This is a genomic window from Novosphingobium sp., assembly GCF_039595395.1.
GTDB lineage: Bacteria > Pseudomonadota > Alphaproteobacteria > Sphingomonadales > Sphingomonadaceae > Novosphingobium.
Map to the genome: position 1 here is coordinate 3,670,494 of NZ_JBCNLP010000001.1, position 23,815 is coordinate 3,694,308.

General features: G+C 62.3%; 24 protein-coding genes and 1 pseudogene. 12 read left to right on the forward strand and 13 right to left on the reverse strand.

Annotated features, from left to right (window positions below; all coding sequences use genetic code 11):
- Positions 1 to 2: 2 nt before the first annotated feature.
- The gene (locus ABDW49_RS16755; RefSeq protein ID WP_343613231.1) at positions 3 to 680 is read right to left on the reverse strand and encodes a restriction endonuclease subunit S; all 678 of its coding nucleotides are present in this window, start codon (positions 678 to 680) and stop codon (positions 3 to 5) included.
- 508 nt (positions 681 to 1,188) lie between these two features.
- Between ABDW49_RS16755 and ABDW49_RS16760 the strand changes: the two genes are divergently transcribed.
- Entirely contained in the window at positions 1,189 to 1,359 is a 171-nt protein-coding gene (locus ABDW49_RS16760; RefSeq protein ID WP_343613232.1) for a YegP family protein, read from the forward strand.
- Positions 1,360 to 1,498: 139 nt separating this feature from the next.
- Here ABDW49_RS16760 and ABDW49_RS16765 read toward each other — a convergent pair.
- The 3 genes and pseudogenes from ABDW49_RS16765 to traA all read right to left on the reverse strand — a co-directional run.
- Positions 1,499 to 1,763, reverse strand: a pseudogene (locus tag ABDW49_RS16765) (IS3 family transposase); the annotation flags it as partial.
- A gap of 334 nt (positions 1,764 to 2,097) precedes the next feature.
- Positions 2,098 to 2,796: a DUF6118 family protein gene (locus ABDW49_RS16770; RefSeq protein WP_343613234.1), complete on the reverse strand. Its 699-nt coding sequence runs from the start codon at positions 2,794 to 2,796 to the stop codon at positions 2,098 to 2,100.
- Between the two features lie 77 nt (positions 2,797 to 2,873).
- A complete protein-coding gene (traA, locus tag ABDW49_RS16775) occupies positions 2,874 to 6,005 on the reverse strand; it encodes a Ti-type conjugative transfer relaxase TraA (RefSeq protein WP_343613236.1) in 3,132 nt (1,043 codons plus the stop codon).
- Positions 6,006 to 6,177: 172 nt separating this feature from the next.
- On the opposite strand from traA, the gene ABDW49_RS16780 reads away from it, so the two are divergent.
- Both ABDW49_RS16780 and ABDW49_RS16785 read left to right on the forward strand, forming a co-directional pair.
- The gene (locus tag ABDW49_RS16780; RefSeq protein WP_343613238.1) at positions 6,178 to 6,522 is read left to right on the forward strand and encodes a conjugal transfer protein TraD; all 345 of its coding nucleotides are present in this window, start codon (positions 6,178 to 6,180) and stop codon (positions 6,520 to 6,522) included.
- Positions 6,523 to 6,538: 16 nt separating this feature from the next.
- Entirely contained in the window at positions 6,539 to 6,757 is a 219-nt protein-coding gene (locus ABDW49_RS16785) for a conjugal transfer protein TraD (protein WP_343613240.1), read from the forward strand.
- 295 nt (positions 6,758 to 7,052) lie between these two features.
- On the opposite strand, the gene ABDW49_RS16790 is transcribed toward ABDW49_RS16785, so the two are convergent.
- Entirely contained in the window at positions 7,053 to 7,646 is a 594-nt protein-coding gene (locus ABDW49_RS16790) for a hypothetical protein (protein WP_343613241.1), read from the reverse strand.
- Positions 7,647 to 8,031: 385 nt separating this feature from the next.
- Between ABDW49_RS16790 and ABDW49_RS16795 the strand changes: the two genes are divergently transcribed.
- Positions 8,032 to 8,334 carry a DUF6429 family protein gene (locus ABDW49_RS16795; RefSeq protein ID WP_343613243.1) on the forward strand — a complete coding sequence of 101 codons (303 nt, stop codon included), beginning with the start codon at positions 8,032 to 8,034 and terminating at the stop codon, positions 8,332 to 8,334.
- 63 nt (positions 8,335 to 8,397) lie between these two features.
- On the opposite strand, the gene ABDW49_RS16800 is transcribed toward ABDW49_RS16795, so the two are convergent.
- Both ABDW49_RS16800 and ABDW49_RS16805 read right to left on the reverse strand, forming a co-directional pair.
- Positions 8,398 to 9,093 carry a sigma-70 region 4 domain-containing protein gene (locus ABDW49_RS16800; protein ID WP_343613245.1) on the reverse strand — a complete coding sequence of 232 codons (696 nt, stop codon included), beginning with the start codon at positions 9,091 to 9,093 and terminating at the stop codon, positions 8,398 to 8,400.
- A complete protein-coding gene (locus ABDW49_RS16805; protein ID WP_343613247.1) occupies positions 9,090 to 10,025 on the reverse strand; it encodes a zincin-like metallopeptidase domain-containing protein in 936 nt (311 codons plus the stop codon). The genes ABDW49_RS16800 and ABDW49_RS16805 overlap by 4 nt, the downstream gene beginning before the upstream one ends.
- A 658-nt stretch (positions 10,026 to 10,683) precedes the next feature.
- On the opposite strand from ABDW49_RS16805, the gene ABDW49_RS16810 reads away from it, so the two are divergent.
- The 7 genes from ABDW49_RS16810 to ABDW49_RS16840 all read left to right on the forward strand — a co-directional run bounded on the left by ABDW49_RS16810 (position 10,684) and on the right by ABDW49_RS16840 (position 14,611).
- Positions 10,684 to 10,887 carry an AlpA family phage regulatory protein gene (locus ABDW49_RS16810; protein WP_343613248.1) on the forward strand — a complete coding sequence of 68 codons (204 nt, stop codon included), beginning with the start codon at positions 10,684 to 10,686 and terminating at the stop codon, positions 10,885 to 10,887.
- Between the two features lie 266 nt (positions 10,888 to 11,153).
- Positions 11,154 to 11,357, forward strand: a complete 204-nt coding sequence (locus ABDW49_RS16815; protein ID WP_343613249.1) for an AlpA family phage regulatory protein — start codon at positions 11,154 to 11,156, stop codon at positions 11,355 to 11,357.
- A gap of 208 nt (positions 11,358 to 11,565) precedes the next feature.
- Complete coding sequence (gene vsr, locus ABDW49_RS16820; protein ID WP_343613251.1) at positions 11,566 to 11,988, forward strand: DNA mismatch endonuclease Vsr; 423 nt, start codon at positions 11,566 to 11,568, stop codon at positions 11,986 to 11,988.
- The gene (locus tag ABDW49_RS16825) at positions 11,985 to 13,172 is read left to right on the forward strand and encodes a DNA cytosine methyltransferase (protein WP_343613253.1); all 1,188 of its coding nucleotides are present in this window, start codon (positions 11,985 to 11,987) and stop codon (positions 13,170 to 13,172) included. The genes vsr and ABDW49_RS16825 overlap by 4 nt, the downstream gene beginning before the upstream one ends.
- Complete coding sequence (locus ABDW49_RS16830; RefSeq protein WP_343613255.1) at positions 13,172 to 13,798, forward strand: Eco29kI family restriction endonuclease; 627 nt, start codon at positions 13,172 to 13,174, stop codon at positions 13,796 to 13,798. The genes ABDW49_RS16825 and ABDW49_RS16830 overlap by 1 nt, the downstream gene beginning before the upstream one ends.
- Positions 13,799 to 13,935: 137 nt before the next feature.
- A complete protein-coding gene (locus ABDW49_RS16835) occupies positions 13,936 to 14,310 on the forward strand; it encodes an antitoxin Xre/MbcA/ParS toxin-binding domain-containing protein (protein ID WP_343613257.1) in 375 nt (124 codons plus the stop codon).
- Entirely contained in the window at positions 14,282 to 14,611 is a 330-nt protein-coding gene (locus tag ABDW49_RS16840; RefSeq protein WP_343613259.1) for a hypothetical protein, read from the forward strand. Before ABDW49_RS16835 ends, ABDW49_RS16840 begins: the two co-directional genes overlap by 29 nt.
- A gap of 121 nt (positions 14,612 to 14,732) precedes the next feature.
- Here ABDW49_RS16840 and ltrA read toward each other — a convergent pair whose 3' ends face one another.
- Positions 14,733 to 16,064 (reverse strand): group II intron reverse transcriptase/maturase, encoded by a 1,332-nt coding sequence (ltrA, locus tag ABDW49_RS16845; RefSeq protein ID WP_343613260.1) that lies wholly within the window; start codon positions 16,062 to 16,064, stop codon positions 14,733 to 14,735.
- Between the two features lie 847 nt (positions 16,065 to 16,911).
- Between ltrA and ABDW49_RS16850 the strand changes: the two genes are divergently transcribed.
- On the forward strand, positions 16,912 to 17,766 hold the full coding sequence (locus ABDW49_RS16850) for a hypothetical protein (protein WP_343613262.1): 855 nt from the start codon (positions 16,912 to 16,914) through the stop codon (positions 17,764 to 17,766).
- A 120-nt stretch (positions 17,767 to 17,886) separates the two neighbouring features.
- Here ABDW49_RS16850 and ABDW49_RS16855 read toward each other — a convergent pair whose 3' ends face one another.
- The 5 genes from ABDW49_RS16855 to ABDW49_RS16875 all read right to left on the reverse strand — a co-directional run bounded on the left by ABDW49_RS16855 (position 17,887) and on the right by ABDW49_RS16875 (position 23,813).
- The gene (locus ABDW49_RS16855) at positions 17,887 to 20,484 is read right to left on the reverse strand and encodes a hypothetical protein (RefSeq protein WP_343613263.1); all 2,598 of its coding nucleotides are present in this window, start codon (positions 20,482 to 20,484) and stop codon (positions 17,887 to 17,889) included.
- Between the two features lie 609 nt (positions 20,485 to 21,093).
- Positions 21,094 to 22,362 carry a hypothetical protein gene (locus ABDW49_RS16860; RefSeq protein ID WP_343613265.1) on the reverse strand — a complete coding sequence of 423 codons (1,269 nt, stop codon included), beginning with the start codon at positions 22,360 to 22,362 and terminating at the stop codon, positions 21,094 to 21,096.
- Position 22,363: 1 nt separating this feature from the next.
- Positions 22,364 to 22,885, reverse strand: coding sequence for a Mov34/MPN/PAD-1 family protein (locus ABDW49_RS16865; protein ID WP_343613266.1), 522 nt, complete (start codon positions 22,883 to 22,885; stop codon positions 22,364 to 22,366).
- Positions 22,839 to 23,324 carry a hypothetical protein gene (locus tag ABDW49_RS16870; RefSeq protein ID WP_343613267.1) on the reverse strand — a complete coding sequence of 162 codons (486 nt, stop codon included), beginning with the start codon at positions 23,322 to 23,324 and terminating at the stop codon, positions 22,839 to 22,841. Before ABDW49_RS16870 ends, ABDW49_RS16865 begins: the two co-directional genes overlap by 47 nt.
- Positions 23,325 to 23,813, reverse strand: a complete 489-nt coding sequence (locus ABDW49_RS16875) for a hypothetical protein (RefSeq protein ID WP_343613269.1) — start codon at positions 23,811 to 23,813, stop codon at positions 23,325 to 23,327.
- Positions 23,814 to 23,815: the final 2 nt, after the last annotated feature.

Sequence of the window (23,815 nt, forward strand, 5' to 3'; positions counted from 1 at the left end):
CCTCAATTGTTCTGACTGTTGCCAAACAGGCGAGCATCAATCAGACGCCGCGCGAGTGAGCGGCGGATTTCGGCAGCCTCCAGGGCAGTGCGGTAGGCGATTTGCCCGTCCTTAACGAGGGCGGCGATTCTCTCCTGTTCATTCAGCGACGGCAGATTGATTTCGAGCTTAGCAAGGTCTTTCGGCGACAAGGACAGCAGCGTCGTCGCCCCTCTCCGTAGGACCTCAATCTTTGGGCGAAACACATCGCTAGACAGGATTGCAAACAGGGCACCGCCCGCCACATCGGGGCCGGGCCGCACAACAATGAGGTTTGCGCTGGCTATTGCCCCTACGGTCTCATCCCCCACAAGGCCGAATTTCAGCAGCGTCCCGCGTCCTGTGACAAGCACGTCGTCGACCTGCACTGCATAGGTCGCAGCTTTGGAGGGAGACGAAAAACCTACTGTATCTAGCGCTTCCCGTGTGGCCACAGCACCGTCTTGGAGGTCACGCACGCCAATAACCGGTAGCCGCTCGCCGGGACGAGCCACCACTTCCTCGCGCGACACCCCAACGCCCGCAAACACCCTCGCAACATCTAGAAGGCGTGCGGTGCAGCAGCCAAAGGCAGTTGCTTTCGCTTGTTTTATCATGCTTCGCCAGTAGCCGTAGCAAGCTACAATGTCAACTGAACGCATTCCGTAGCTCGCTACGGCAACTAATAATTAGATTTTAACTTGACCTTCAGGCGAGTCAGGCTCATATAGGAGACGTCAGGCCAGAATCTGACGTTGGAAGAATAGGAGAAATGCAATGGCATCACGGGCGAAGCCCAGCGGCCTCACAATCACGGAGCGCGATGCAGCGCTTATTCGCGGAATGATCAAGCGGGGCGACCGCCATCATGACATTGCGGCGTTCTTTGGCCTCAATCAGGGTCGGATCGCTGAAGTGAAGAATGGGAAGCGGTTTCCTGAAGTTCTGCCGGTAAACGCAGACGAACTTCCGCCGAGGGGGCCATATCTCACCCCGAAGGCAAAATGGACGGAAAACCGACTGGTCTCGTAAACCAGCCGATTTCCGAATACCTGGGCCGAAGCCCGCTAGGCATGCTTGAACACCATCTCCCTAGCTGGCCCAACTTCAGAAATCAATGACCCGGCGCTTCGGACGGGTCTTATTTTCGGCCCAAGGAGGGCCAGCTACATGTTTGAGATTCTTCGTGCGAACGCGGGCGGGTACTTCTGGCGCCTCAAGGGTGCCAATGGCGAAACACTGAGCCACTCTGAGGTCTACACATCCAAGCAGTCTGCCCAGGCGGGCGTTGACGCGGTGAGGCGGATCGCTCCGCTTGCGGCGGTCCATGATCGAACCTAACACGCCTACCTTCAGATAAGCGGGCCCCGTAGTGGACGCTGCGGGGTTCGCTCCTATATGGCTGAAGCCGGTCTAATGGACGCCGGGAACAAGTTCTTTTGGCTACCCCATCCTCACATTCGAAGTCGACAGGGCTGAATTAGCCCAAGGTCAAGACCTGAGGGTGGAATCGTAGAAACGCTCGATATAAACGAACACGTCGGCTCTAGCCGGATAGCGCGACCGATCGGCTTTTTTGCTGCCCCGTTCGGCCTTGAGTAATAGGAGAAGCTCTCCATCGCCGGGTTATCCCAACAATTGCCCGATTGCTTCATGGTCACGCCGTTATTCTGGATCAGACGCTGGGACTGTTCACTGGTATTTTGGCTGCCCTGATTCGAATAATACAGCAGGGCATCCGGTTTCCATCCTTACTGATGATATCTTGGCTGCTCTCATGCCCGTGATCATAGCCTTAGACCTGCGTCTCGCCGTAGATCCGGTTTTCGATGTGAAAAATGGAAATATGATGAGAGGATTGAGACTGATCTCGATTGATGCCGTCACGAATTAAGCCGTTAGACGATGTGGGTCAAAAGCGTCCGCTTTCACGATCTTCGCCTCACGAGGGAGCCGTTCCGGATCGTCCTCGATTAACGTCATTCGCAAGAAATCTCTCGACTACGCATCGAAGGAGTGCCCGGCCCAGCTTCCATCCGCAGCCCAGTTCAACTGAGCTTCCAGCGTGCCTTCGCAAGGCTATCGCGAACCAATCTCGACCTGACACATAACCGGTTTCTTGATCTTCGCCGCGTAGGCATCGCATTCCGCAAGGGCCCTGGCATTGTTACGGAACGTGTCGCTTGCCCGCACCATCAGGCTCCACTCCTTCGGATCAGCCACCTGCATGAGACGCGCACCGGCATCCCATTCGCTGAGCCCCAGCATTTTGGCCGCGCTGGCCTCAGGCCAATGCCAGTCCTCCGGCACCATGCGATCAATCGCGCCTGAACAATCATAAGCCAGGATCATACCGACCACTAACGCTGCGGCGGCAGCCCCCGCCATCCAATATCGCTGAACCCTGGCTTGCAAGGCCGACGCCACCACCGTCTCAATCGAACGCGCCGCCTCCGCGAGTCTGCTTTGCGCCTTATCCCAGGCATGATGATCGGCCTGCCGCCCGCTTTTCCCTGCCCTTTCGATCTGCCCGGCAACATCATCTGGCGTCAGCGTGAGCGCGGGCTTCTTGGCCAAGGCGTTGATGGCGCCGCGCACCCACTCGAAACTTTCCTGAATCTTTTCGAGATCGGGCGCATAGTCCCGCCCATGCAGTTCCTGCTGGCGGGCGGCAAAGCCGTCCATGGCTGCCGTCAGCCCGGCAAGGCGCTGCGCCATGGCTTCAAAGGCCAGCTCGGGTTGATCGAGTTCGGACTGCGGGGAAGACGGTTCGGTCATGGAAACGGGCCTCCAATGTGCTAGAGAATGCGCGATCAGGACCCGGGCAAGAGCCCCGGATCGCTCGCGCCGGAAGGCTACATCCCGATGCTGATCCCCCGCGAGCGGTCGATCCAGTTCTGGAGATCGTGAGACAACGATCCGCTCTCACGAGAGCCCATACCGATCAGCCTCCGCTGCTCACGCAGCAACGACTCGAGCTGGGGATCGCGGTGAAGCTGATTGGCGAGATCACGCATGCCCGCCCGGACACGGTCCGAGGCATCGTAACGCCCGTTCTCCCGCAGGCTCTGGAACTGCCGCGCCCGGCTGTTCCAGTCCTGGGTAAACTGCTCGGCGCGCAGCTCGGGATTGACCCGCAATTCCGCCTCCAGCTGAAGCTGGCGGATGACCTCGGTCGTCCGCCCATTTGCCGCCTCGCTGATCAGCGCCGGTTCCTTGCTGAAGGCAGCGTTGAGATCGCGCGTCGCGTGCGACTGAACCGCGTCCAGCGCCCCGCTTGCTTTCTCCCTCTCGGCCTTCTGCATCTCCAAAGGCGCGATACCGCGCTCACGCATGCGGACAATGTCGGCCAGCGACTTGGCGTAGCGCTCGACGGCCTTCTCGAGGCGATCCACCTGGACTTTGGGCTCAGGCATCGCGACCTTCCCCAACTTCAGCCCATCGAACCGCCCGCGCGGCTTTGTCGGAGGCGGCGCAGATACGGTCTGTTCGACAGCGGGATCGCGCAGCCGCAACCCGTCGAACCGCCCCCGCTGCTTCTCGCGCTCAGGCTGTTTGGTCGGCTCGGATGGCGACGGTGCCGGTCCCCGCCTGTCTTTCCCGTCTTTGACCTCTCCGGCATCCCGAGCTTCCCTGGGCGGCACCAGCTCATCAAAGGCGCCGCGCAGTTTCTCCGGCACAAGGTTGCGCACCATCTCGACAATGCGCTCACTGACCGTGATGCCCCGCCGTTCGGCAAAAGTCCGCGCCGCCTCGGGCGCGGCTTGTGCCGGATCGATCCGCGCATAATCCGTGGCCATATCCTTGGACCGATCCCGCCCCAGCCGGTCGGACAGCTCGCGCCGATTGGCAAAGTCATCCCGCCCGTAATGCAGCTCCACCCCATCGCGATGGCGTGACAGCGCGACATAGGAACCATGGGCATCAAGGCCGGGCATGGCCAGCACATGGGTGCGGTCCACCGTCATGCCCTGCGCCTTGTGGATGGTGGCGGCATAGCCATGATCGACATGGGCATAATCCTTCAGATCGAAGGCAACCGATCGCCCATCATCGAGCCGCGCGGTGATGCCCGTTTGGCTGATGGCCTCGATGGTCCCCAGCGTCCCGTTCTTGACCTCAAGGCTGCGCTCATTCTTGAGGAACATGATGCGGTCCCCGGTGGCGAAGGCTCGCTCCCCACGTTCAACCTTGAGGGCCACATCCTCGCCCAGCTCTCCAGCATTGCGCAGCCTGCCGCGCGCGGCCTCATTGAGTTCGTGGACCTCGACATTGGTGTGAGTGAGGATGATCCGGCTCGCCTCTGGGCTGGCCTGCCGCTGGGCATCCCAGCGGTCGATCAGATCGACCCGCGCCGCCTCGCGGGTCTCGGCGGCATGGACATGATTCCTGCCTGCATAAACCTCGATCGCAGCATCCACGTTGCCGGTGGCCAGATCGCGCGTGGCCTGGCGCTGCCAGTCCTCGCGCTGGCGCCGAACCTCGGTGATCTCGACGCCGCCATGCTGCTCGTGGATCGCGCGGAATGCCGCGCCCGCCTCGATGGCTTGCAACTGCTGGGGATCGCCGACCATCACCAGCTTGGCACCAGCCTCGGCGGCATGAGCGATAACCCTCTCTAGCTGGCGGGTGCCGACCATCCCGGCTTCATCGATCACCAGCACATCGCGCGAGGTCAGCAGATCATAGCCCTGCTTCCAGCCATGCTCCATGCTGGCGAGCGTGCGGGACGCAATGCCCGATCCGCTTTCCAAATTTTCCGCCGCGATACCCGAGAGCGCCGCGCCTCGTACCGTGTAGCCAGCCTCTTCCCAGGCCTCGCGCGCAACACCCAGCATCGCGCTCTTACCCGCCCCCGCCGTGCCAATCACCAAGCCGAGATCGCGGGCGCCGGTAACATGGGTCAACGCATCGGCTTGCTCACCCGACAGGACGAGATTGCACTCGCTCGCGGCGCGGGCGAGTGCCCCGTCCCTCGCCAGATCGCTGACACGATGATGCTCACGCTGGGCCATCAGCTCGACCGCCCGGCGCAGCCGCTCCTCGGTCTCGATCATCTCTTTGCTGGTAAAGCGCTCCTGCCCCGATGCATCGTGCCCCAGTTCGACCAGCTCGGGCGAACCCTTCACCGCCGCCATCACTGCATTGAACTGTTCCAGCCCCTCGCTGTGACGGTGAACGAAGCGGGCGAGATCGCGGTGCGTGAAGGTAGCCTGTTGATGGGTGATGGCATCAAGTGCCAGCTCGGGATTCGCAATCAGCTTCTCGCCATTCTCCCTCGCAATGCGCAGATGATCCTCGGCCCGGTCGCTGTCCAAACCTTGCCCCTGCATGCGCTGCCCGGCGGCGCCGATCTTGTGCTGGGGCTCCAGGTCGATGCCCTGCGCTTCATAGCTGCGGTGATCGACGCTGGCATCGATGTCGAGTTCGGCCAGGCGCTGGTTCACATGATCGGCCCAGGCCTCGCGCCAGTGGGTCAGCAGCTCGGTCTTGTTCCAGTCGCGCACCTTGGCGCCAAACCCTATGTCGCCGTTCTCGTCTTGCTTCACCTCGCGCATGGTCAGCATCACATGAGCATGGGGTTTGGCGAAGCCATCCTCGCCGCGATCCCAATGGACATTGAGATCGGCGACCATGCCCCGGTCCACGAACTCGGCTTGAACAAAGTCACGGACCAGCGCGATGCCCTGCTCCTGATTCATCTCGCGGGGAATGGCGAACTCCACCTCGCGGGAGAGCTGGGCGTCCTTGCGCAGCTCGGCGGCCTCGACGGCATTCCAGAGCTTCTCGCGGTCTTGCCATTCCGGATTGGCGCCTTCGGGGAGCAGCACCTCGCTATGGACCACGTCGCGCTTGTTGCTGAAGTCATGGGTTCGGCCTAGGCGCTCATCGTGCAGGCGGCCCGCGCAGCGGTAGGCGGCGGCGGCCACGGCGGAGGAACCGCTGGCGCGCGAGATGACCTTGGCCGAGAAGTGGTAGATCGCCATGACGGCCATCCATCTACACCTCAAAGCGCACGTCGGCACGACGTATAAGCGCGCCCTTCAACCCTTTGCGGATTTTCGGGATCACACGGTCTCAGGGGATTTCAGCAACTTGGCATCGATGCGGATGAGGGATAGCTGGTCTGTTCGTTCCCCTCAAGGAAGGACCGACTCGATGCGTAAACCTCGCGATTTTGACGCCGACCTCAAGGCTCTGGAAGCCCGCGCCAACCAGCTCAAGACCCGCAAGCAACAGCAGCTCGGCGAGCTGGTCATCACGACCGGGGCTGACGCGCTGCCGATCGAGGAGCTGGCGGGTGTGCTGCTGGCTGCCACATCCACCGGCGCCGCGCCCAATGCCACCGACCGCCAGACACGGGAGGGCTGGCGCAAGGCGGGCGCGGCCTTCTTTCAGCGCGGGACGAAGGCCTCAGCATCTGGCGCTGATCGCGGTGACGGCGGCGCACCGCCGCTCACGGCAAGCGCTCAATCGAGCCAAGGCTCGGGCGGCGCGGCATGACACGCGAGAATGGCAAGTGAACCGCCGGGAACGCACGCGCCATCTGATTGAGCTGGGCGGGCTGGTCATCAAGGCCGGGCTGGTTGAGCTGGCTAACGATGATCGCGCTGTGCTGCTGGGCGTGATGGTGGAAGCCGCCGCCAGATTGCAAAGCGAGGAAGGTGAGCAGGCGCTGACGCTTTGGCGGCGGCGCGGGCAACGAGCCTTCGCGGCGGATCGGGACGGCGAGCTGTAGCGGCGCCGATCTCGCGGTAAAGAAGGGTCGCCTCGCTCATGGTCAACCGGCCCGTCTGCCTCGCTCCATCGACGAAGCATTCGGGCGCACAAGTCTGGGCCGTGCTACCCCGTGCCGGAGGATTCGGGACGGCAGCTTCCTCGCCCCGGCCCGCATCTCCAACCGCCACGCCGCATAGCGAATTTTCCGTCCGAAGCTGACTCGCCAACCCATTGGAATGGACAGTCCGCGAAGTCAGACCGGCACGCCCACTCAAACCGCAAGGGCAGAGCTTTTCGAGCGTGCCGGTCGTCCTTCAGGCAAGGTCATCGTTGATCAGCTCATATCCCGTTACCAGACGCACCTGGGCCAGCAAGTCGCGCAGCAGACCACGCACATCCTCGACGGTAAAACCGGGATCTTTTGGCGCGCCATAGTGATGGATGCTCTGCCCGTTCCATCGCCAGTAAGGGGTCAGGACGGCCGCAAGGCGTGCCATGTCCGGACAACGATGGTTCAGCCCCGTGGCATTGGCATAGGCCAAAGAATTGGCCACCCGGTGTCCGATGCGCTGGGCACACCAGCGGTCGGGAAAGCCCACCTTGAGGAGGTGGGCCGAAAGCCCGAGCTGGGCCGTGATCCCGGCCTTGTAATAGACATCGCTCATGTCGGTTTCGAGAGGGAGGTCGCGGCGCGGGAAGAACGCCTCGGCGTTTTCGTAACGGCCTTCACCCTCCTCGTTGCTCTCGGGCGTCGGGACCAAGGCCACGGGCGGATCGTTCAGGCTGTCGAAGAGTTCGGCAAGCGAGGCATTTTTTGTGGCGATCCCCAGATGAAGCCGATTGATGCCCTTGAGCCCTGTCTTGCGGCTCGAGATCCTGGGTTCGGGCGTGGAAGTCATCTTATCCATACACACCTTCCGTTCCGCATCACAGCGGGTTGGCGGAAGTGGGGGACTGATGCGGTACGAAGGTCCCGAAACTCCCGCGCGCTGAGCGCGGGAGGAGCCGGGGCTGGTAAGGTGAACGGTTGCACACCCGCCGCCGCCTTTAGTGCCGAGGCACCTGGACATACGCGACGGCACCCCGAAAACCATGGGTTTTCGAAGGCGCATTCAACCGTTCGGGATTACCAGTCCCGGCGCTGCCCTTTGCGCAACGCCCGAGCAGCATAGCACCCCACCTGTTCTTCGCCAAGTACGCGAGGAAATTGGGATAAATTGCAGATCAAGGCTGCCCCTCGGCGTGCTAAAAATCCAAGCCGATTGGCCATCCACAAAATGCATGGAGTCATCCATGAACAGACCCGAGATCGACACAGACCTGATCGATGAAGCGGTGCTTGCGCTGCTTTATCTGACGCTGCATCGTGAGAAAGGCCCAGTCCCGGTCTGGCGCGCGTGGAAATCCTTCGACTGGGAAGCTTTGCGCAGACTTCACGACAAGGAACTGATCTTCGATCCCGTCGGCAAGGCTAAGCCCGTCATGATGACCGTGGAGGGGCAACGGCACAGCGAAGAGGCCTTCCATCGCCTCTTCGCGCGAAGGGCGCCGCAAGCCGAACCGACGAGCGAGGGCGGGCAGAAAAAAGCCCCCTGAGGCAACCTCAAGGGGCTTTTGCATTCTCGGGAAATATGGGCGTCGAGGTCGGCTTCGGCGCCGTCACGGATAGGTGATCCAGCGGCGCCACCAGTGCCGACGCGGATCACGAAGGTTGCAGTCCAGATTGTAGAGCGCCCTTCCGAACAGCTTCATCACCATCTGCTCGGACCTCCCGATCTTCTCGCCGATCTGGGCATAGGACATATCGTCCACACTCACGGCGAGGAACACATCCCGCTCCAGGCCGGACAAACGGGCCAGCGCGCTTTGCACGCGGGCGACGGTCTCGGGATCAGGCGGCGGCCCGGCGTGCCGCCGCTTGTTGAATCTGAAGCTGGCCCTCGCCCGTTCATAAGCGCGCTTTGACCGCACACTCATGCTCAGACTGCTCCTGACCTGTTCCAGATAGTCAGTGGGCATGGCCGCGATATGCTCGCGCCACAGTTCCATGCCGGAATGAGAGTGATGCAAATGCTCGAAAGCCTTGGCGAACTGCCGCCTTACCTGCTTGCGGGACAGGCCGGTCTGCTTACAAATCTCCGCCACGGAAAGGTCATGGAACTGCCGGGCGATGAAGATGTCGCGGGCCAATTTCGGCATCGCCGCGAAGATCGCATCCATAGCCTCGATGCTGGGCGCGGCAGCATCCGGTGCCCCGTCAGCGCCTTCGCTCGCAACAGGTGTGACGTGATCTTGGGGATCTCCATCGCCAGAGTGGAACGAACCGGGCTCTTCGCCCGTGCCCGCCCCGCTCATGCGACCTCTCCCGCACCAACCGCAGCATCGGCGCTGGGACGAAACGCCAGCAAATAGTCAGCCGCCTTGCTCGCCTGACTGGCCGCCCGGAAGATCGCCCGGTTGTCATTCTTCAGCACCTCAAGCCAACACGCGATGTAGTCGGCATGCCGCACGGTCGGGACGATGCCCAAGGCAGCGCAGGTAAAGGCGCTGCACAGCTCCGCGACCAGCTCCTCACGCCCATAAGAGGCAGTACCAAATCCCCCGGTCTGATCGCGGTCCAGCCGGGAGGGATGGCCCGTCCAATGGCCCAGTTCATGCAGCACGGTGCGGTAGTAATTGATAGGCTCGATGAAAGCGGCCTGTAACGGCACCTCGATCCGATCAGCGCGCGGCCGATAGCATGCATTCGGCGACCCGATGGCAATGTTCGCCCCGCTCGCCGCGATCAGCGCCTCGGCCTCCGGGATGGTCACCAGATCGAACCGTTGCTCGCGGTCCTCCGCTTCATAGAGATGATCCGGCAGCCCATCGCACTGCGCGACATTGAAGACCGTGAAGCGCTTAAGGAAAGCAACCTTGCGGACCTCATCACCGCTCCCGGATGACGCATCCGCTTCCGTGCCCGCGCCACCATCGCCGCCCCGCGCGTCCTTGGGCGTAAAGCGATCCGCATAGCAGACCGTCACGCCGCGCTCGCCCTTGCGGACATGGCCACCCAAAGCCTCGGCCTGCTTGAACGTCAGCCAACGCTGCGCGGTATATTCGCCATCGAACAGGGCCTGCCAGAGGATCAGAATGTTGATCCCGGAATAGGGCCTCCCGCTGCCGGCGTTTCTCGGGAAGCCCGCCAGTACAAAGGAATTATCCCAAGGCTGCACCCAAGGGAGCCGCCCCTCTTCCAGCTCCGCGACAATGCGCGCCGTCACCTGCGAATAGAGGTCCTCCATGGGCCGAGGCCGGGAAGCCTCCGCCCGCGAATGGTCCGAACGTTCCGACTGTCCGCGCGAGGTATGATTGAAAGCCATGATCCTTCACTCCTGCCTAAACCGCCGCAAACCGGCGCCGGTCTGGCGGGTGGGCGGCAGGAGCGGACCAACAGGCCCGTCGATGAAGGCGGGGCGCACCTGAAAGGCCGCAACGAAGTGGAGGACCCCGGCTCCGCCGGGGTTGCGCCGCGACGCGACGGGCCTACAGGGCAGCTCCGCCCACCCGCCAGACTGGGGCCGGAGGCCCACGCCAGCGCGCATCGCGCGCTGTCCGCCAGGACGGGCAAGGCCCGGCCCCGCGCCAAGGGCGCGGCCCTTTCCCCTTCCGCGTCAGCGATCGTAAGCAGCTATGCTGGCGAGACGCCGCAGGCGACTCGAGTGGAGCGCAGCGGAACCAGAGCGCGGTCCGGCGCCCCGAACAGGGGGGCCGGAGACGCCCTGAGACTCATTCGTCAAAAAGCAAACCTACGCTGTAGACCGCTATGGACCTCTGTAGACCTCTATGGACGACTCCGGAATTCCGGCTTTGTCTCAGCCACTTGCAAGATCAATTGGTCTCACGAATGCTGCCTGGACAGCATACCCGATCACAGGAATTTGCTGGAAAGGAGACCATCCGATGACCACCAAACCCGACTGCTTCCTTCGCATCGCCGAGGTGCTCAAGCGCACCGGTCTAAGCCGTGCCACCCTCTACAGGAAAATCGAGGACGGCAGCTTTCCCGCTCAGGTCCGTCTTTCGGATCGCTGCTGCGGCTGGCGCGAATCCGCCGTCAATCACTGGTGCAAAAATCCCATGCTGTGGAGCGCGGACAGCATGTGACACCAAGATACCATCAAGGATCGGCATCCGCCCTTCTACTCCGCAAGAGGACGGACGCCGATCATGAATGAACGCAAGACCGAAGCAACTCCCCACCGTTCCTGGGCCGAATCACCCGGCTACCAAAATTCCTCTCGCCTTCATTCCCCGCGCGTCGCGCGGCCAGTGGCAGCGAAAAGTACCCTCCTGACGGCGAACAGGCTATTTGGGCATTCGGCTGGGTGAGCGACAATAGCGGCATGACAGCTCACGAAGGAACTGCCGCCGTGACACCACCGCCCGATCGCCTGATGCGCCTCAAGGAGGTTCTGGAACTGACCAGCCTGCGCCGCGCGACCCTCTACAACAAAATCAAAAAGGGCACATTTCCTCGGCAGGTCCGCATCTCCGAGCGGGGTGCCGCATGGCGCGAATCCGCCATTCGGGCCTGGCTGGAAAATCCCGCGCGCTGGTCAGCCAGCGAGGCCTGATCGAGCAAGGCCTCAACAGGGGCCTGCCAGCCCCAAACCCCGGTTGCCCGAGACATCGTGCGCCACGCCGCGGGATGGCGGTTGCCCCGATCAGATACCCTTCAAGGACACCAAGCTGAACATGACGACCGCGCGGCCATCCCACCCAGGCGCTTGCACGTGGAGGACACGCCTTCATGAGACCGGGGCAGCATCCTATATCGAGCCCATGGCCGATACGCTCTCCACTAATGCGCGCAGCGAGCGCATGGCCCGCATCCGCGGCCGGGACACCAAACCCGAAATGCTTGTCCGCCGCATGCTTCACGCGATGGGCTACCGCTATCGGCTGCAAGCCAAGGATCTGCCCGGCCGGCCCGACATCGTGATGCGCAAGCGCCGCAAGGCCATCTTCGTGCATGGCTGCTTCTGGCACCGCCATCCCGACCCCGAATGCCGGCTGGCACGCCTGCCCAAAAGCCGGCTCGATTTCTGGCTGCCCAAGCTGGACGGCAATCGAGCCCGGGACCTCGCGAATGTGGAGAAGCTCAAGACAATGGGGTGGAGGGTCTTGATTGTATGGGAATGTGAATTAGGCAGGAGGGAACAATTGAGCAACACGCTCCGCCGATTCATCGAGGACGATTCATGAAGGCCATTGAACTGTTTGCCGGCGCCGGAGGCCTTGGCCTGGGTGTGGGGCGCGCTGGCTTCAAGGCCCAGGACGTGGTCGAATGGAACCGCTGGTGCTGCGACACGCTGCGGGAAAACCGCGCGCGTGGCGCCGAGATCATCGGCCACTGGCCCGAACCGCGCGAAGGCGATGTGCGCGGCTTCTCCTTCAAGACCTTCGAGGGCAAGATCGATCTGGTCGCGGGCGGCCCGCCCTGCCAGCCCTTTTCGCTGGGCGGTCGCCATCGCGGCCAGCTCGACCCACGCGACATGTGGCCCGAGGCCGTGCGCGTCGTGCGCGAGACCCGCCCGCAGGCCTTCATCTTCGAGAATGTGAAGGGGCTGACGCGCTCGACCTTTCAGACTTATTTTTCCTACATCTTCCTCCAGCTCTCCTATCCCGAGATTACCTCTCGCGAGGACGAAAGCTGGATCGACCACCGCGCGCGCTTGGAGCGGCATCACACGTCGGGCAGCCGCTCGGGCCTGTGCTATCAGGTCCTGCCGCCCGAGGTGCTGAACGCCGCCGATTATGGCGTGCCGCAAAAACGCGAGCGCGTTTTCTTCATCGGCTTCCGGACCGATCTCGCGGCCAACTGGTCCTTCCCCCTGGCCACGCACTCGCGTGAAGCCATGCTGTGGGACCAGTATCGCGACACCGCCTATTGGGACCGCCATGGCGTGGCGCGGAAGAACCGCCCCATCGATCCCAAGGCCAGCCTGGCGGCCAGCCGTCTGCGCGAGCAGCCGATGGATCTGCCTTGGCGCACGACGCGCGACGCGCTGATAGGTCTGCCCGAACCGATCACCAATCCCAAGGCCACCGAACGCTTCGCCGACCACCGCTTTCAGCCCGGCGCCCGCTCCTACCCCGGCCACACCGGTAGCCCGCTCGACGAACCGGCCAAGACCCTCAAGGCAGGTGTTCACGGTGTCCCCGGTGGCGAGAACATGCTGCGTCGCCCGGATGGATCGGTGCGCTATTTCACGATCCGCGAAAGCGCCCGGCTCCAGACTTTCCCTGATGATTTCGTGTTCCACGGCGCCTGGTCAGAGACCATGCGCCAACTTGGCAACGCGGTGCCCGTGACACTGGCCGAGGTGATCGCGCGCTCGGTCCGTCAGGAACTTGATGCCATTCGAGCCCGGAGCGGAAACGCCTGATGACCGAGGTCTATAACCCACTCGACAAGGTCAACCTCGGCAAGTCCGTGGCCGATGCCCTGCTCGCCCAACCCGTGTATCCACTGGGCGAGATCCCACCCTTCGAGGGCGCTGGGATCTACGTGATCTACTACAAGGGGCTATTCCCGGCCTACCAGCCGATCGCTCGGGCCAACGCCGAGGAAGCCCGTTGGCCGATCTACATCGGCAAGGCGATCCCCCAGGGCGGACGGAAAGGCGCCAGCCTGATGGCCAGTGCCCGCGGCAAGGCCCTGTATAATCGCCTCGCCGACCATCGAGACAGCATCCGTGATGTCGAGAATGGCTCGGGGTCACTGGCGATCGCCGATTTCCAGGCCCGCTACCTTACGGTCGATGACATTTGGATTCCGCTCGGCGAAAGCCTGCTGATCGCCAAGTTCCGCCCACTCTGGAACCAGACTCTCGACGGCTTCGGCAACCACGATCCGGGCAAGGGCCGTTACAATGGCCTCCGCCCTCTATGGGATCATCTCCATCCCGGCCGTGAATGGGCGACACGGTGTGCCGCTCGAAGCGAAACCACCGAGGAGGTCGTCGAAAAGCTGGCCAATCATCTTGCAGCGCATCCACTTCAAGAGGACTGATCGAGGTGGCCGAGCGTGATCGGAAAGAGGCGGCATGCAGGCAATCGGTGATCTACCAGCCAAGCTCGCATCCGTTCAAATGACCCAATTCATTGGAACGGGAATAGCATATATCCTTCATGTGAAAGGATGCTGCCATGACCACGCTTGTCACTCCGCAAACTGATCGCGCGACGGCGCTGAGCAAAGCCGTCGTCCGCATCGCCGAGTTCTGGGCGCTTAGTAACAGCAAGCTTGGGGCGATCCTCGGCCTCTCCGGGCTGAGGATTTCCCGCCTGAAGCGCGGGACAAGCAAACTGGATCCAGCCTCCAAATCCTTCGAAGCCGGACAATTCCTGCTGCGCCTGTTTCGCAGCCTCGATGCCCTGCTCGCCAGCGACGATGCCGCCGCGCGTCGTTGGCTCGACACCGTCAATCTCGATCTGGCGGCCAAGCCGATCGACAAACTCGACACGATGCGTGGTCTGATCGAAGTATCTGATTATGTGGACTTCCACCGCGCTCGCGTCTGAGCATCGGGCCTACCAGGGCACGATCTGGCGGCTGGTCGAGGGACAGCACCGGATTTCGACGAACCGGCCGGCCCGCGATGGCGCGATCCAAGCCTTGCTGGCAGAATTGGCCGAAGAGGTGAAACAGATGGTGCCGGAATGCGCTCGACATCTGCACTTCGTGCTCGCCACGCCCTTTCGCTATGGCCACAAGAGAGCGAGCCGCTTCCGCCGCGCCAATGAGCGCGCCGGCATCTTCGATGCCGCCGTGGCCGAAATCGCTTATTGGTCGCTGCAATCGCACAATGTCCTATGCTGGTAGAGTCGGGAGGTGACGCGGTGACGTGCGGCGCGCCTGTGGGGCTTGCCAGACGTTCCGTTTTCACCCCCCGCTCGGCGAACCGGGCGTGCAGATTTCCCGCACCCGGCTCTCGGACAAGACATCACGCCTTCGCCCACGACGAGCCACGTCCAAGCTTGGTCAGGCGTACGAGGCCGATGGTCTCGTAGAGGTACTCGTCTGGATAGGTCCGAGCCCTGCGTCGCTTGCCTCGATGTTTGATACGCAGCCACCGACGCACCCGCACCAACGTATAGCTGTCGACGGCCCGGTATGCCTTGCTCGTTGTGCCGACCGAGAAATAGTTGGCCCAACCGCGTAGCACCCGGTTGATCTTGGCTATCAGTACTGCGGAATCCTGCCACGTAGACGTCATCTCGGTCAGCGCGTGGATTTTCTCAACCGCGTGCTTGATGCTCTTCTTCGACGGTCGGTAGCCCATGCGGGCTCTTCCCGTCGTCGGAGAGTACATCCGACCGAATGTGTATCCCAGAAAGTCGAACGTCTCGTCCGGTACCTTGCAGATGCGTGTCTTTTCCTCGTTCACCGTCAACTTCAGTTTGCCCATCAACCTGCGCATATGGTCGAGCGCAGCTTCCGCGCTGCCCTTCTGGCACAGGATGACGAGGTCGTCGGCATAGGTGACGAGCCGAGCGCCAAGACGTTGCCCAAGACCGAGCTTCCGCCACCCCAACACGAACCGGCGCATGTACAGATTTGCCAGCAATGGTGAGATGGGTGACCCCTGCGGGATGCCGCGTCGCTGATCCTTGGCCACCGTCGTTCGTGTCTTCCTGCCTTTGTCGTCGGTTTCCTCGACAGCGCAGTCCAGCCACAGTCTGATCAGATGCAGCACGCGTGGATCGACGATCCGGCGGGCTAAGGACTTCATCAGCTCGGGATGGGGAATGCTGCCGAAGTAGTCGGCAAGGTCGGCGTCCACGACATCGGGACGACCATGGAACAGCTGATCCTCCACCTCGATCACGGCCTGCTGAGCATTACGCCCAGCTCGGTAGGCATAGATCTCCGGCGGAAGGTCGGCCTCAAAGATCGGCTCCAACACCAGCATTGCTGCTGTCATGCAGACCCGATCCCGCACGGTGGAAATGCCCAGCGGCCTGAGTTTGCCATTGGCTTTCGGTATATGGACCCGCCTGATCGGTTCCGGTCGATACGTCTCCTCTCTGATGGCACGCGCCAGTTCCGCCAGCCACCGCTCGACGCCGTATGCCTCAATATCCGCGAAGTCCTGACCGTCTATCCCCGGTGCGCCCTTGTTGGAGCGGCACTGGGCATAGGCATGCGCCAGAATGTCGTCGCGGCTGATCTTGTCGTACAGCGCGTAAAAGCGATAGTCGGCTTCCGCCTTCGCTTTCGCGTGCAACGCCGTCTGCAGTTTCTGGACGCTTTTCGGAGTTGATAGGTTTCCCAATCTCGCGGTCCCTCACTACTTGGTGCGTTCGCCTTGAACTGAGGCTCCTTCCCTCCACCGGCATTACCCGGCTTCCCCGGTACTACGGGCCTCTCCGCCACCCCACCCCGCCCGTCCCATCCCTCGCGGGCGTCCGGTTGCTCGTCCCCGAGCACGTGATGGGGTTTCCCGTGTTGCGTGCGCTTTCCTTGTGTACATGCTGCCGCCACTACCCCGGTGTGGCGGATGGGTTCAGCGTCGCTCAAACTCCCCCATCCATATCAGCCTTCCCCGGAAGTCCGGCCGGGTCGGCCCACACATCGACGTTTTCGAGGTTTGCTCAGCGTTCACTCACGTTGCGGCCTGCACACTCGCACAGTCACCTATGTGACTGTCATCCAGGGGCTTCAGACATTTCGTCACCTCCATGCCTGCCCCGGTTGCTTCCGGCTGGAGCATAGCCGGGTGGGGCTTTCACCCACTGGAAAACGCCGCCTTGGCACGGCGCACAGACTAAGCCGTCGTTCCCAAGTCGCCTTTTAAACGGCGGCTTTCAGCCAAGAGCGGAGGTTCCAGCCTCGCATGGCGGCCAACTTTGCCTGACCAGCGCTTGGCTGATAACAGACTGGCAGCGAATGGCCCTCGATGCGCTAAAGCGGACGGCGTTAGCGATCGGCTGCTCATGGATTCCTCACATCCGCAGTTTGGAGAGAAAGGGACGCGGAATTGCCCTCACGGTCCGATCGTTACATTTTCAGCGTGGACGAGGCTGGATTAGTTACGCTGCGGCGGTAATTATCCTCGTCGATTCGATGCGGTGAGCCCTTGGCTCCGAACCGACCTGCAAACACCAAGGCAGTAGAGCAATATGACAACAGATTCGCAGGCGAAACCGGTCACGGCCGCGGAGGTGGCGGAACAGGCCGTGGAGGACTTCGTCTCCTTCTACAATCCGGCGGCTGGGTTCCAGCTGCGCCTCGGCTTCAGTGGGACGACCTTAGCGCGCTGCGTCGGAATTGGCCCAAGCGGCGGCATCGTTATGAGCAACGACTTCAAATCTCAGCCGGTGGAGAGCTTGAAGGATCTAGCCTTCGTGCTCCTGATCCTCGGTCACGAGGTCGCGCATTATGTCCATCTCCATAATGCCGCGGAACAACTCCCTTCCGTTGACGATCGGAGCCTAGAGGATTGGGCGGATTTCTACGGCGCGAAGGTAATGATGACGCTGACCACGTGCGGCACCAAGCTAGGCCCGCTTTTCCAGCGCCTTCGGGGAACGGTGAGCAACGACGAGGTCTATATCGAAATCGGCAACGCACTCGCCAAGCTGGCAGAATCCGTATACCCCACCACCTCAAGCTCCTATTCGACCCCGCTCACTCGCGTTGGCCATTGCGTATGCGGCATATTGTCGTTCGTGGACGCCATGAGTGGGATGAAAAATTTAGATCGAAGCATTGCGATCCAGCAGCTACTTTACCGCAATGACTTCCTAAAACGCCTGATCAGCGAGCAGGGTCAAGCCTATATGCAGGACGACGCGCCGGCCCGCTCCTTGGCGATCCATCGAGGGCTACAGCCAACAAGCGCGGGCATAACTCCCGGCTTGCGGCCCGAATTTGAGCGTTTCCTTCGCACCTGCTTCGACAACGATGACGACCGGATCACGCGTAATTCCGAAGCGGCATTGGCAGAGCTTGTGCGTCAGGGCCTCGAAGTCTGAATTTTAAGGCTGCTCGGCATCGGACGGCGACAGAGGAGGACTGGGACGCCCTCGGCTGAGAAAGAGCAGTCATTCTCGGTGACCTGCGGTAATGGCAACTTACCCGGCGCCGCGCTTGCGTCAGAAGAGCGTGTAGACTTCTATTCCTCCAACCTTGTAAAGATCGGCGAAGGCCCCGGTTGGCGGGGCGCGGTCCAGAAGGGCGATCGTCCCGTCGCGGCCGCCCGGCGGGGACGCTGTGCTCAGCAACGCGCGTGCGTTGATCGTCTTAAGATCATAGAGGCGCGCTGTGGCGCGACAGAGCGCCCGAGGTGCCGGCAAACCGTCTTTTAGGCCCTGCGCGGTGAGCATCAGATAGAGGAAGCTGATCATATCGCCGATTGGCCACGACGCTGCGCTCACGACCGCGCGCCGGTTGAGAAGAAGCAGGGCGGGGTAACCGGCCGCATCATGCGTCCGCCGAGCGCGGTCAGCGCCGAAGGACGTTGCGCCAGCATAGCAGGCGTTTAGCATCGCAAGGCGATACGGGAGAGCGCCGAAGTCCGTTTGCAGTGCCTGGACGGTGATAGCGTGTCGACCCACCCCACCCAATGAGCCGAGGAAGGGATCGGAGTAGCGGGAGATCGGCGTGCCGTGTGTTGAGACGACTAGCATATCCGCACAGATCATCTGCTCGGTGAGCCTAGCGGCATCGTCAACTTCGACTGCGACGAAGGCTTCAGCCTCTAGGATCGTCGCCGCGGCCTCCGCTTCGACACGGGCAAGTGCCAGATTGTCGCTGCTGTCGACCAAGGCGACCATCCTAGGATGGGAAATGGGCATCGTTCCGTGTTCCGGGTAGAGGGCCGGCACGATCCTGACCTCGAACTCGCCAGCTGCCATTCGGGCGCGAAGCCCGTCATGTCTCAGCACGGCCGACGTGATGGGGATTGTGTTGGCATAGTCCTGGAGGCTGAGGATGCCGGGACATGTTGAGGGCAGCGCGTCGAAATCCTTTGCGAGAAGAGCGCCGACCTCATCGGTGAACCCATTAAGCGTTTCGGTGAAAATCGATTTCGGCGCCGTGCCATTAGTAAAGTGCTTGCGGGCGACCTGCCAAACCGACAAGGAACGCGCTGGCAATCCGTGCCGCTTATAGGCTCCTGCGCGCAGCACCCAGAGCGAGACAGGCTCGTTGGCAAAGGTCGGAAGGATGACGCACCAGCCTTCGGCGAGGCGAGCCTCCAGCAGCAATCGTGTCGCCTGCATCGAAACACCTTCGAATGGTGACGCCACACCCTGGCCGACAAGCCGGGAAATGGTTTCGCCCAGTTCGTCCCAGGGTTTTCCAGTCAGGTTGCTGTCCCACGGATTGTCGCTTTGCTCGTCGCTACTGAGCGAAAAGGGGGCGCCGAATGTCCGAACGGCCGCGATCCGCTCCCGCAGCTCCTGGAGATCAGGCTCTGAGAGCCTGTCGCTGGACCTGAGGCTGCCGACCCAGTCGAGCAGCGCCAGCCAGTCTGCGATGACGCTGCCATAGATGACGGCGATGACCGGCGTGATGTCCGACGCCAGCCCTTGCGACGCGACCTGAGAGAGCCGTCCTTCGAGTTGGCGGATATAATGTTCGCGGAGGCCCTGGCGGTGGTGAAGCCGCAGCACGCTCTGCAATCCCCTGTCCAGCATGGCCGCCGCGTCGCGCAGCCGTGCCCCCGTTTCAAACTGGTCTCCGCTGTCGATCGCGATCGATGCTGATACGATTTCCAGTTCGAGGAGGATATCGTAAGTCGTATCCTTGTCGAACTGGTCACGCGCGCGACCGATGCTGGCGGACGCCTGCGGCAGCGCTCTTTGGCGGCGCAGGCAGGAGGCGAGATTGACGTGAAGAACGCCTTTGAAGTCAGCGTCCTCGGCGATGTCGATCAACGACAAGTAGATGTCCGCCGCCTCTTCCAGATGCCCGAGCTCCATCTGTGCCGTCGCGAGGTTGTGACGGAGGCGTAAAGTTGGGTCGCTACCCTGCGCGTTGTGCAGTGCCAGGGCGGTCTTTGCCGACGCGACCGAGGCACCGGCGTCACCCCGCTCGAAGGCCAGTACCGCTTCCTGCTCATGGCTCTGCGTGAGGATGTGCGGCAGGTCCGAGGCGACAGCGATCTCGCGCGCCTCGGCAAGCGCGCTCGCCGCGGAGTCATGGGCACCATGTTGGGCGTAGAGAGCGGAGGCCTGCAGATAGGCCCCGGCGAGGCGTTCCAGATCGCCGATATTGCGGAAGACGCGGGCGACGCTCGCAAATATCAACGGCTGGAGATCGGATCCGAACAGACCGGTCTTCGCATAGCCCCAGACGTCGCCCGCGAGTTCGACAAGCTCGCCACGCTGGTCTTCCCGGTGGATTCTGGCCATTTCCTCGAAGGCGGCCAGTCCCTTGGTCAAGTCGCCAGCCGAAAGCGCCGATCGGGCAACCAGTTCGAGAAACATTGCCTCGAAAAAAGGATAGGCGCGAACACGAAAAAACCGTGCAACAGCTTCGCCAAGGATTGCGGTCTGAACGCCGAAATCGGCCCCTTTTGAGATCAAGTGATTATAGTAGTCGAACAACGGCCAAAAGAGGTCGACCTCGTCATGACTGTCATCGTGAAGACGAGCGAGAACCGCGGGCAATTGTGCGGCGCTCGATTCCCACCACGGCTCGACCGGCGATCGTTCGGTCGGGGGCAGGTCGGGTTCTGGAGCGTTCATCCCATGTGTCAAACGCATGTCTGCTCGGAATGCAAGCGGGCAGATTGGTTGGGAGTTAGCGACTGCTTTCAGGTGCCAGTTCAGCTCTGACGAGCTTCCACGTTCGGGGCGGTTGCAGACCGGCGGCCTCATGACGCTCAATCGGCAGCTCCTGTCAGATCCGGACGTCAGCTCCGTAACGAGTAACGGCGATATCTGGTCGATGGCCGCCAAAAGCTAAGGCGGAGTCGTGGGACATTCCTGCCGGACGGCACCGCGATTGAGAACGACCGGCTACGCCAAAACCGGCCATTCGTCGGGCTGCGAATGCCTACATTCGAGCGTCCTCCTTTTTTGGACAGACCGGAACGCCAGGTCGTGGAAAGCTAGGGCGACATGCTGCCGTTTGTCCAAAAGCTTCGATAGCCCGATTAAAGGTCGACCGCCTGAATTGTCAGCAGCGGATGGAAAAATTGCGCTCCGCTTGTCAGGCCTCAACGGTGTTGGCACCAGGCCCTTCACCGGCGGAATCGCCGGTTTCGATGTCAACAGTACAGAAGCCAAATTCGTATATCCCCGGTTCTCCGGCGCATGCCTCTACGTCCGCGAAACATGTGACCGAGCCTGCGATCACCTCGTACGACGCCCCCCCCATTCAGGCGGCGCAAAAGTTCTGAGACTACTAGCGCCGCGGGCCACTAGGCCGACGAACGGAACTCCGACGGTTCGTGACGCCAGCTGCGCGAGGCCGCATGCATCAACGCCCTTGTCCTTGAGGTTGGCGTAGGCAGGCATGTGCGATATGTCCGGTGTTTCCACGGACAGCGTCGTCGGCCAAAGTTCGCTTGCTCGGCGAGGCCCAGGAAAGGTGTGCATGGCGAAATTGCGGAAGCTCTGCGGGCCAGCACCCAACCCGGACTCGACAACCAGGCCGAACCCCGCATCTTCCAGAACGGCACGGGCGGTTGCGTTGTCCACCCCGCACAGCGCCACAGCGGGTTCATCGGCCTGACGCTGCGTCCAAGCGCCGAACCGTCGCTCTTCGAGATACGTCGTGAACCCCCGCGCCTCCAACCACTCCGCCGCGCGTCGCGTCTTCATCCGGCCCAGAACATCAAGGTTGGTGAGAATGGAGGTGCTGTCATTGGAAAGGGCTAGGCGGTCGAAATCCTGCAACACCAGTTCCAGCCCGCTGGGCGGGTAAGGCAGGCAAGCCAGGAGCCAGGAATAGGCCTGACCGAGATTGCCCAGACCAATGAGCCACAATCGCGAGGGCAGGAACGCCAGAGCTGGCTCCGTTTCGTCGGCCTCGGTCCAATCGGATCCCGGACGCCAGAGCGAGAGACCTGAAGCGCGTTTCCCGGCCAGCGGGTGATCACCGGCATGCAATGCGAACACCTCGGCTGCGCAGACTGCCGACGCCAGGGCTGGTGCCAGCGGCATGACCGCGTCATCATTCATCGCCCAACCATCTCGGACCGGGACGACGCCAGCGCGCCAGCCCTGCCAGGTCACGCGCCACGCGCGCGCCTGAGGCGTCTGCATCTCGACTGAACCAATGACCGCCACTGGCCAGTCGGATCGGGCATGCGATGCAATACGCCCGCCAAGGTTCGACACCGCATGGGCCAGGCTGGTCTCCAGCGCGAGCCCCGTAAGGACCGGCGCATCGGCCAGCCCGACGATCTCGACGCCCGCTAGGAACGTACGACGCGCCAGGTTCACCAGGGTAAGCAGGGCAACCTGCGCGGCCTGGCTCGTCTGGATTTCGGGGCCGACAGCGATGGTGAGACCGAAGGACTTCAGGAGATCCATGGCCTCCTCGGTCGTCTGCACGCGCCCGCTGTCCATGAAATACTTCGCGGTACGGTGCAGGGAGATGTGAAGGGGCTCGGTCATGTCAGCTCCATAGGCCGATGTAGAAGAAGCCACGGCGCACCCGTGGCGAGCGGTCGTGCCATTGGTGGTCGCCCCGGTATTCGTAGATACCCACCTGATCCCAACGGATCGGCGCGACCGCGAAATCGGGCAGGATCAGTCCGACATGGCCGGCACGGGCCACCATTGGGTTGGTTCGGTCCGCTTCGCTCTGGATCGCGCGCCCACCATGGGTGTGGACGTCAGCCACCACGGTGAGCTTGCGCTCCCGGCAGAGCGACCAGAGCTTCGCGAAAGCGGGGGCGTGCAGGACGCAGACGCCGGTCGAGTACGCCTGCGGGTCGAGGTCATCGTAGAAGACGACATCGGTCACTTCCCGACGCTCATCGTTGGCGTGACCCAGAAGGAAGGCTCCTGCTTCATGGACGCGCTCTCCCCGCCGGTCGAGTTCGTGCGTTACCGCGTCCCACAACCGCCGGGGGCAGCTCACGCGGTGATTAGGCGCTACGAACGCCCGAATAGTCGCCTTGATGGAAAAGGTCATAGAGTTGCTCCAGGTAACAGATGATCCCGCGGCGCGGCTGCCAGAGCCGGCTGGGATGTTCGTTGCGCCAATTGTCATGGCCTTCGATGGAGAAGCGGTCGCAGGGCAGGTAAAGGCACTGGCCGCCCTTCCAATCGGGCCGAAAGATGGACGGAAGGATCGCTTTGCCCGTCGGCCACTGGCTGAATGGCAGTGGCCGGTTGGCCAGGACGTCCCAGGGCTGAGCCGTTGCGGGGTTCTGGCGATAGCCGGAACACTCGAAGCGGAACCCGTACTCGCCGGGCGCGCCAAGCCGCGCATCCGCAGTTACGGCGATGATCACATGCGGCCAGGTGGTGGACACATGTCTCCAGCGGCCCTCAATCTCGCCGCACCGGAATTCCGGCGCAGCGAGATCTTGTTCGAGAAGCAGCCGGTCCGGTGAGACCGCAATGTTCATCTAGCCCTCGACGCGCTTTTCGGGGACGAGGTCGAAGCACATCGAGCAGGCCGGGGCCTTGGTCAGCTCGTGAAGCGGCGTGTCGGTCGCCGGTCGGTCCGTCGAGTTGCAAAGCTGGAGCACGTGCTCGGCGGCGTCGTGGTGGTTGAGCTTGAACTTCTCCACCGCCCAGGCCTTGACCTTCTTGACCCGCGCGCCTGGGGCGAAGATGCGCTCCTCAGTCTTCTCGAGGTAGTGCACCGTCACGTTAATCTTGCGGCATTTGCTGACGTGGATGCGGCAGCCGCGCTTGATGGGCGGCAGGGGCTCGTGGTGCTTGTGCACCAGCGGCTCTTCTTCCTCATCAATGAAGATGAAGGTGTCGTCGGCGAGTTCGATCCCGAGCGCGGCGATGGCGCCGTGCAGATGCTCGTGGGTCGGGTCCTGCGGCAGTTCGGCCTCGATGAGGCCTTCCCGCTCATGAACCTGGATGAAAACAATGGTGGTCATGG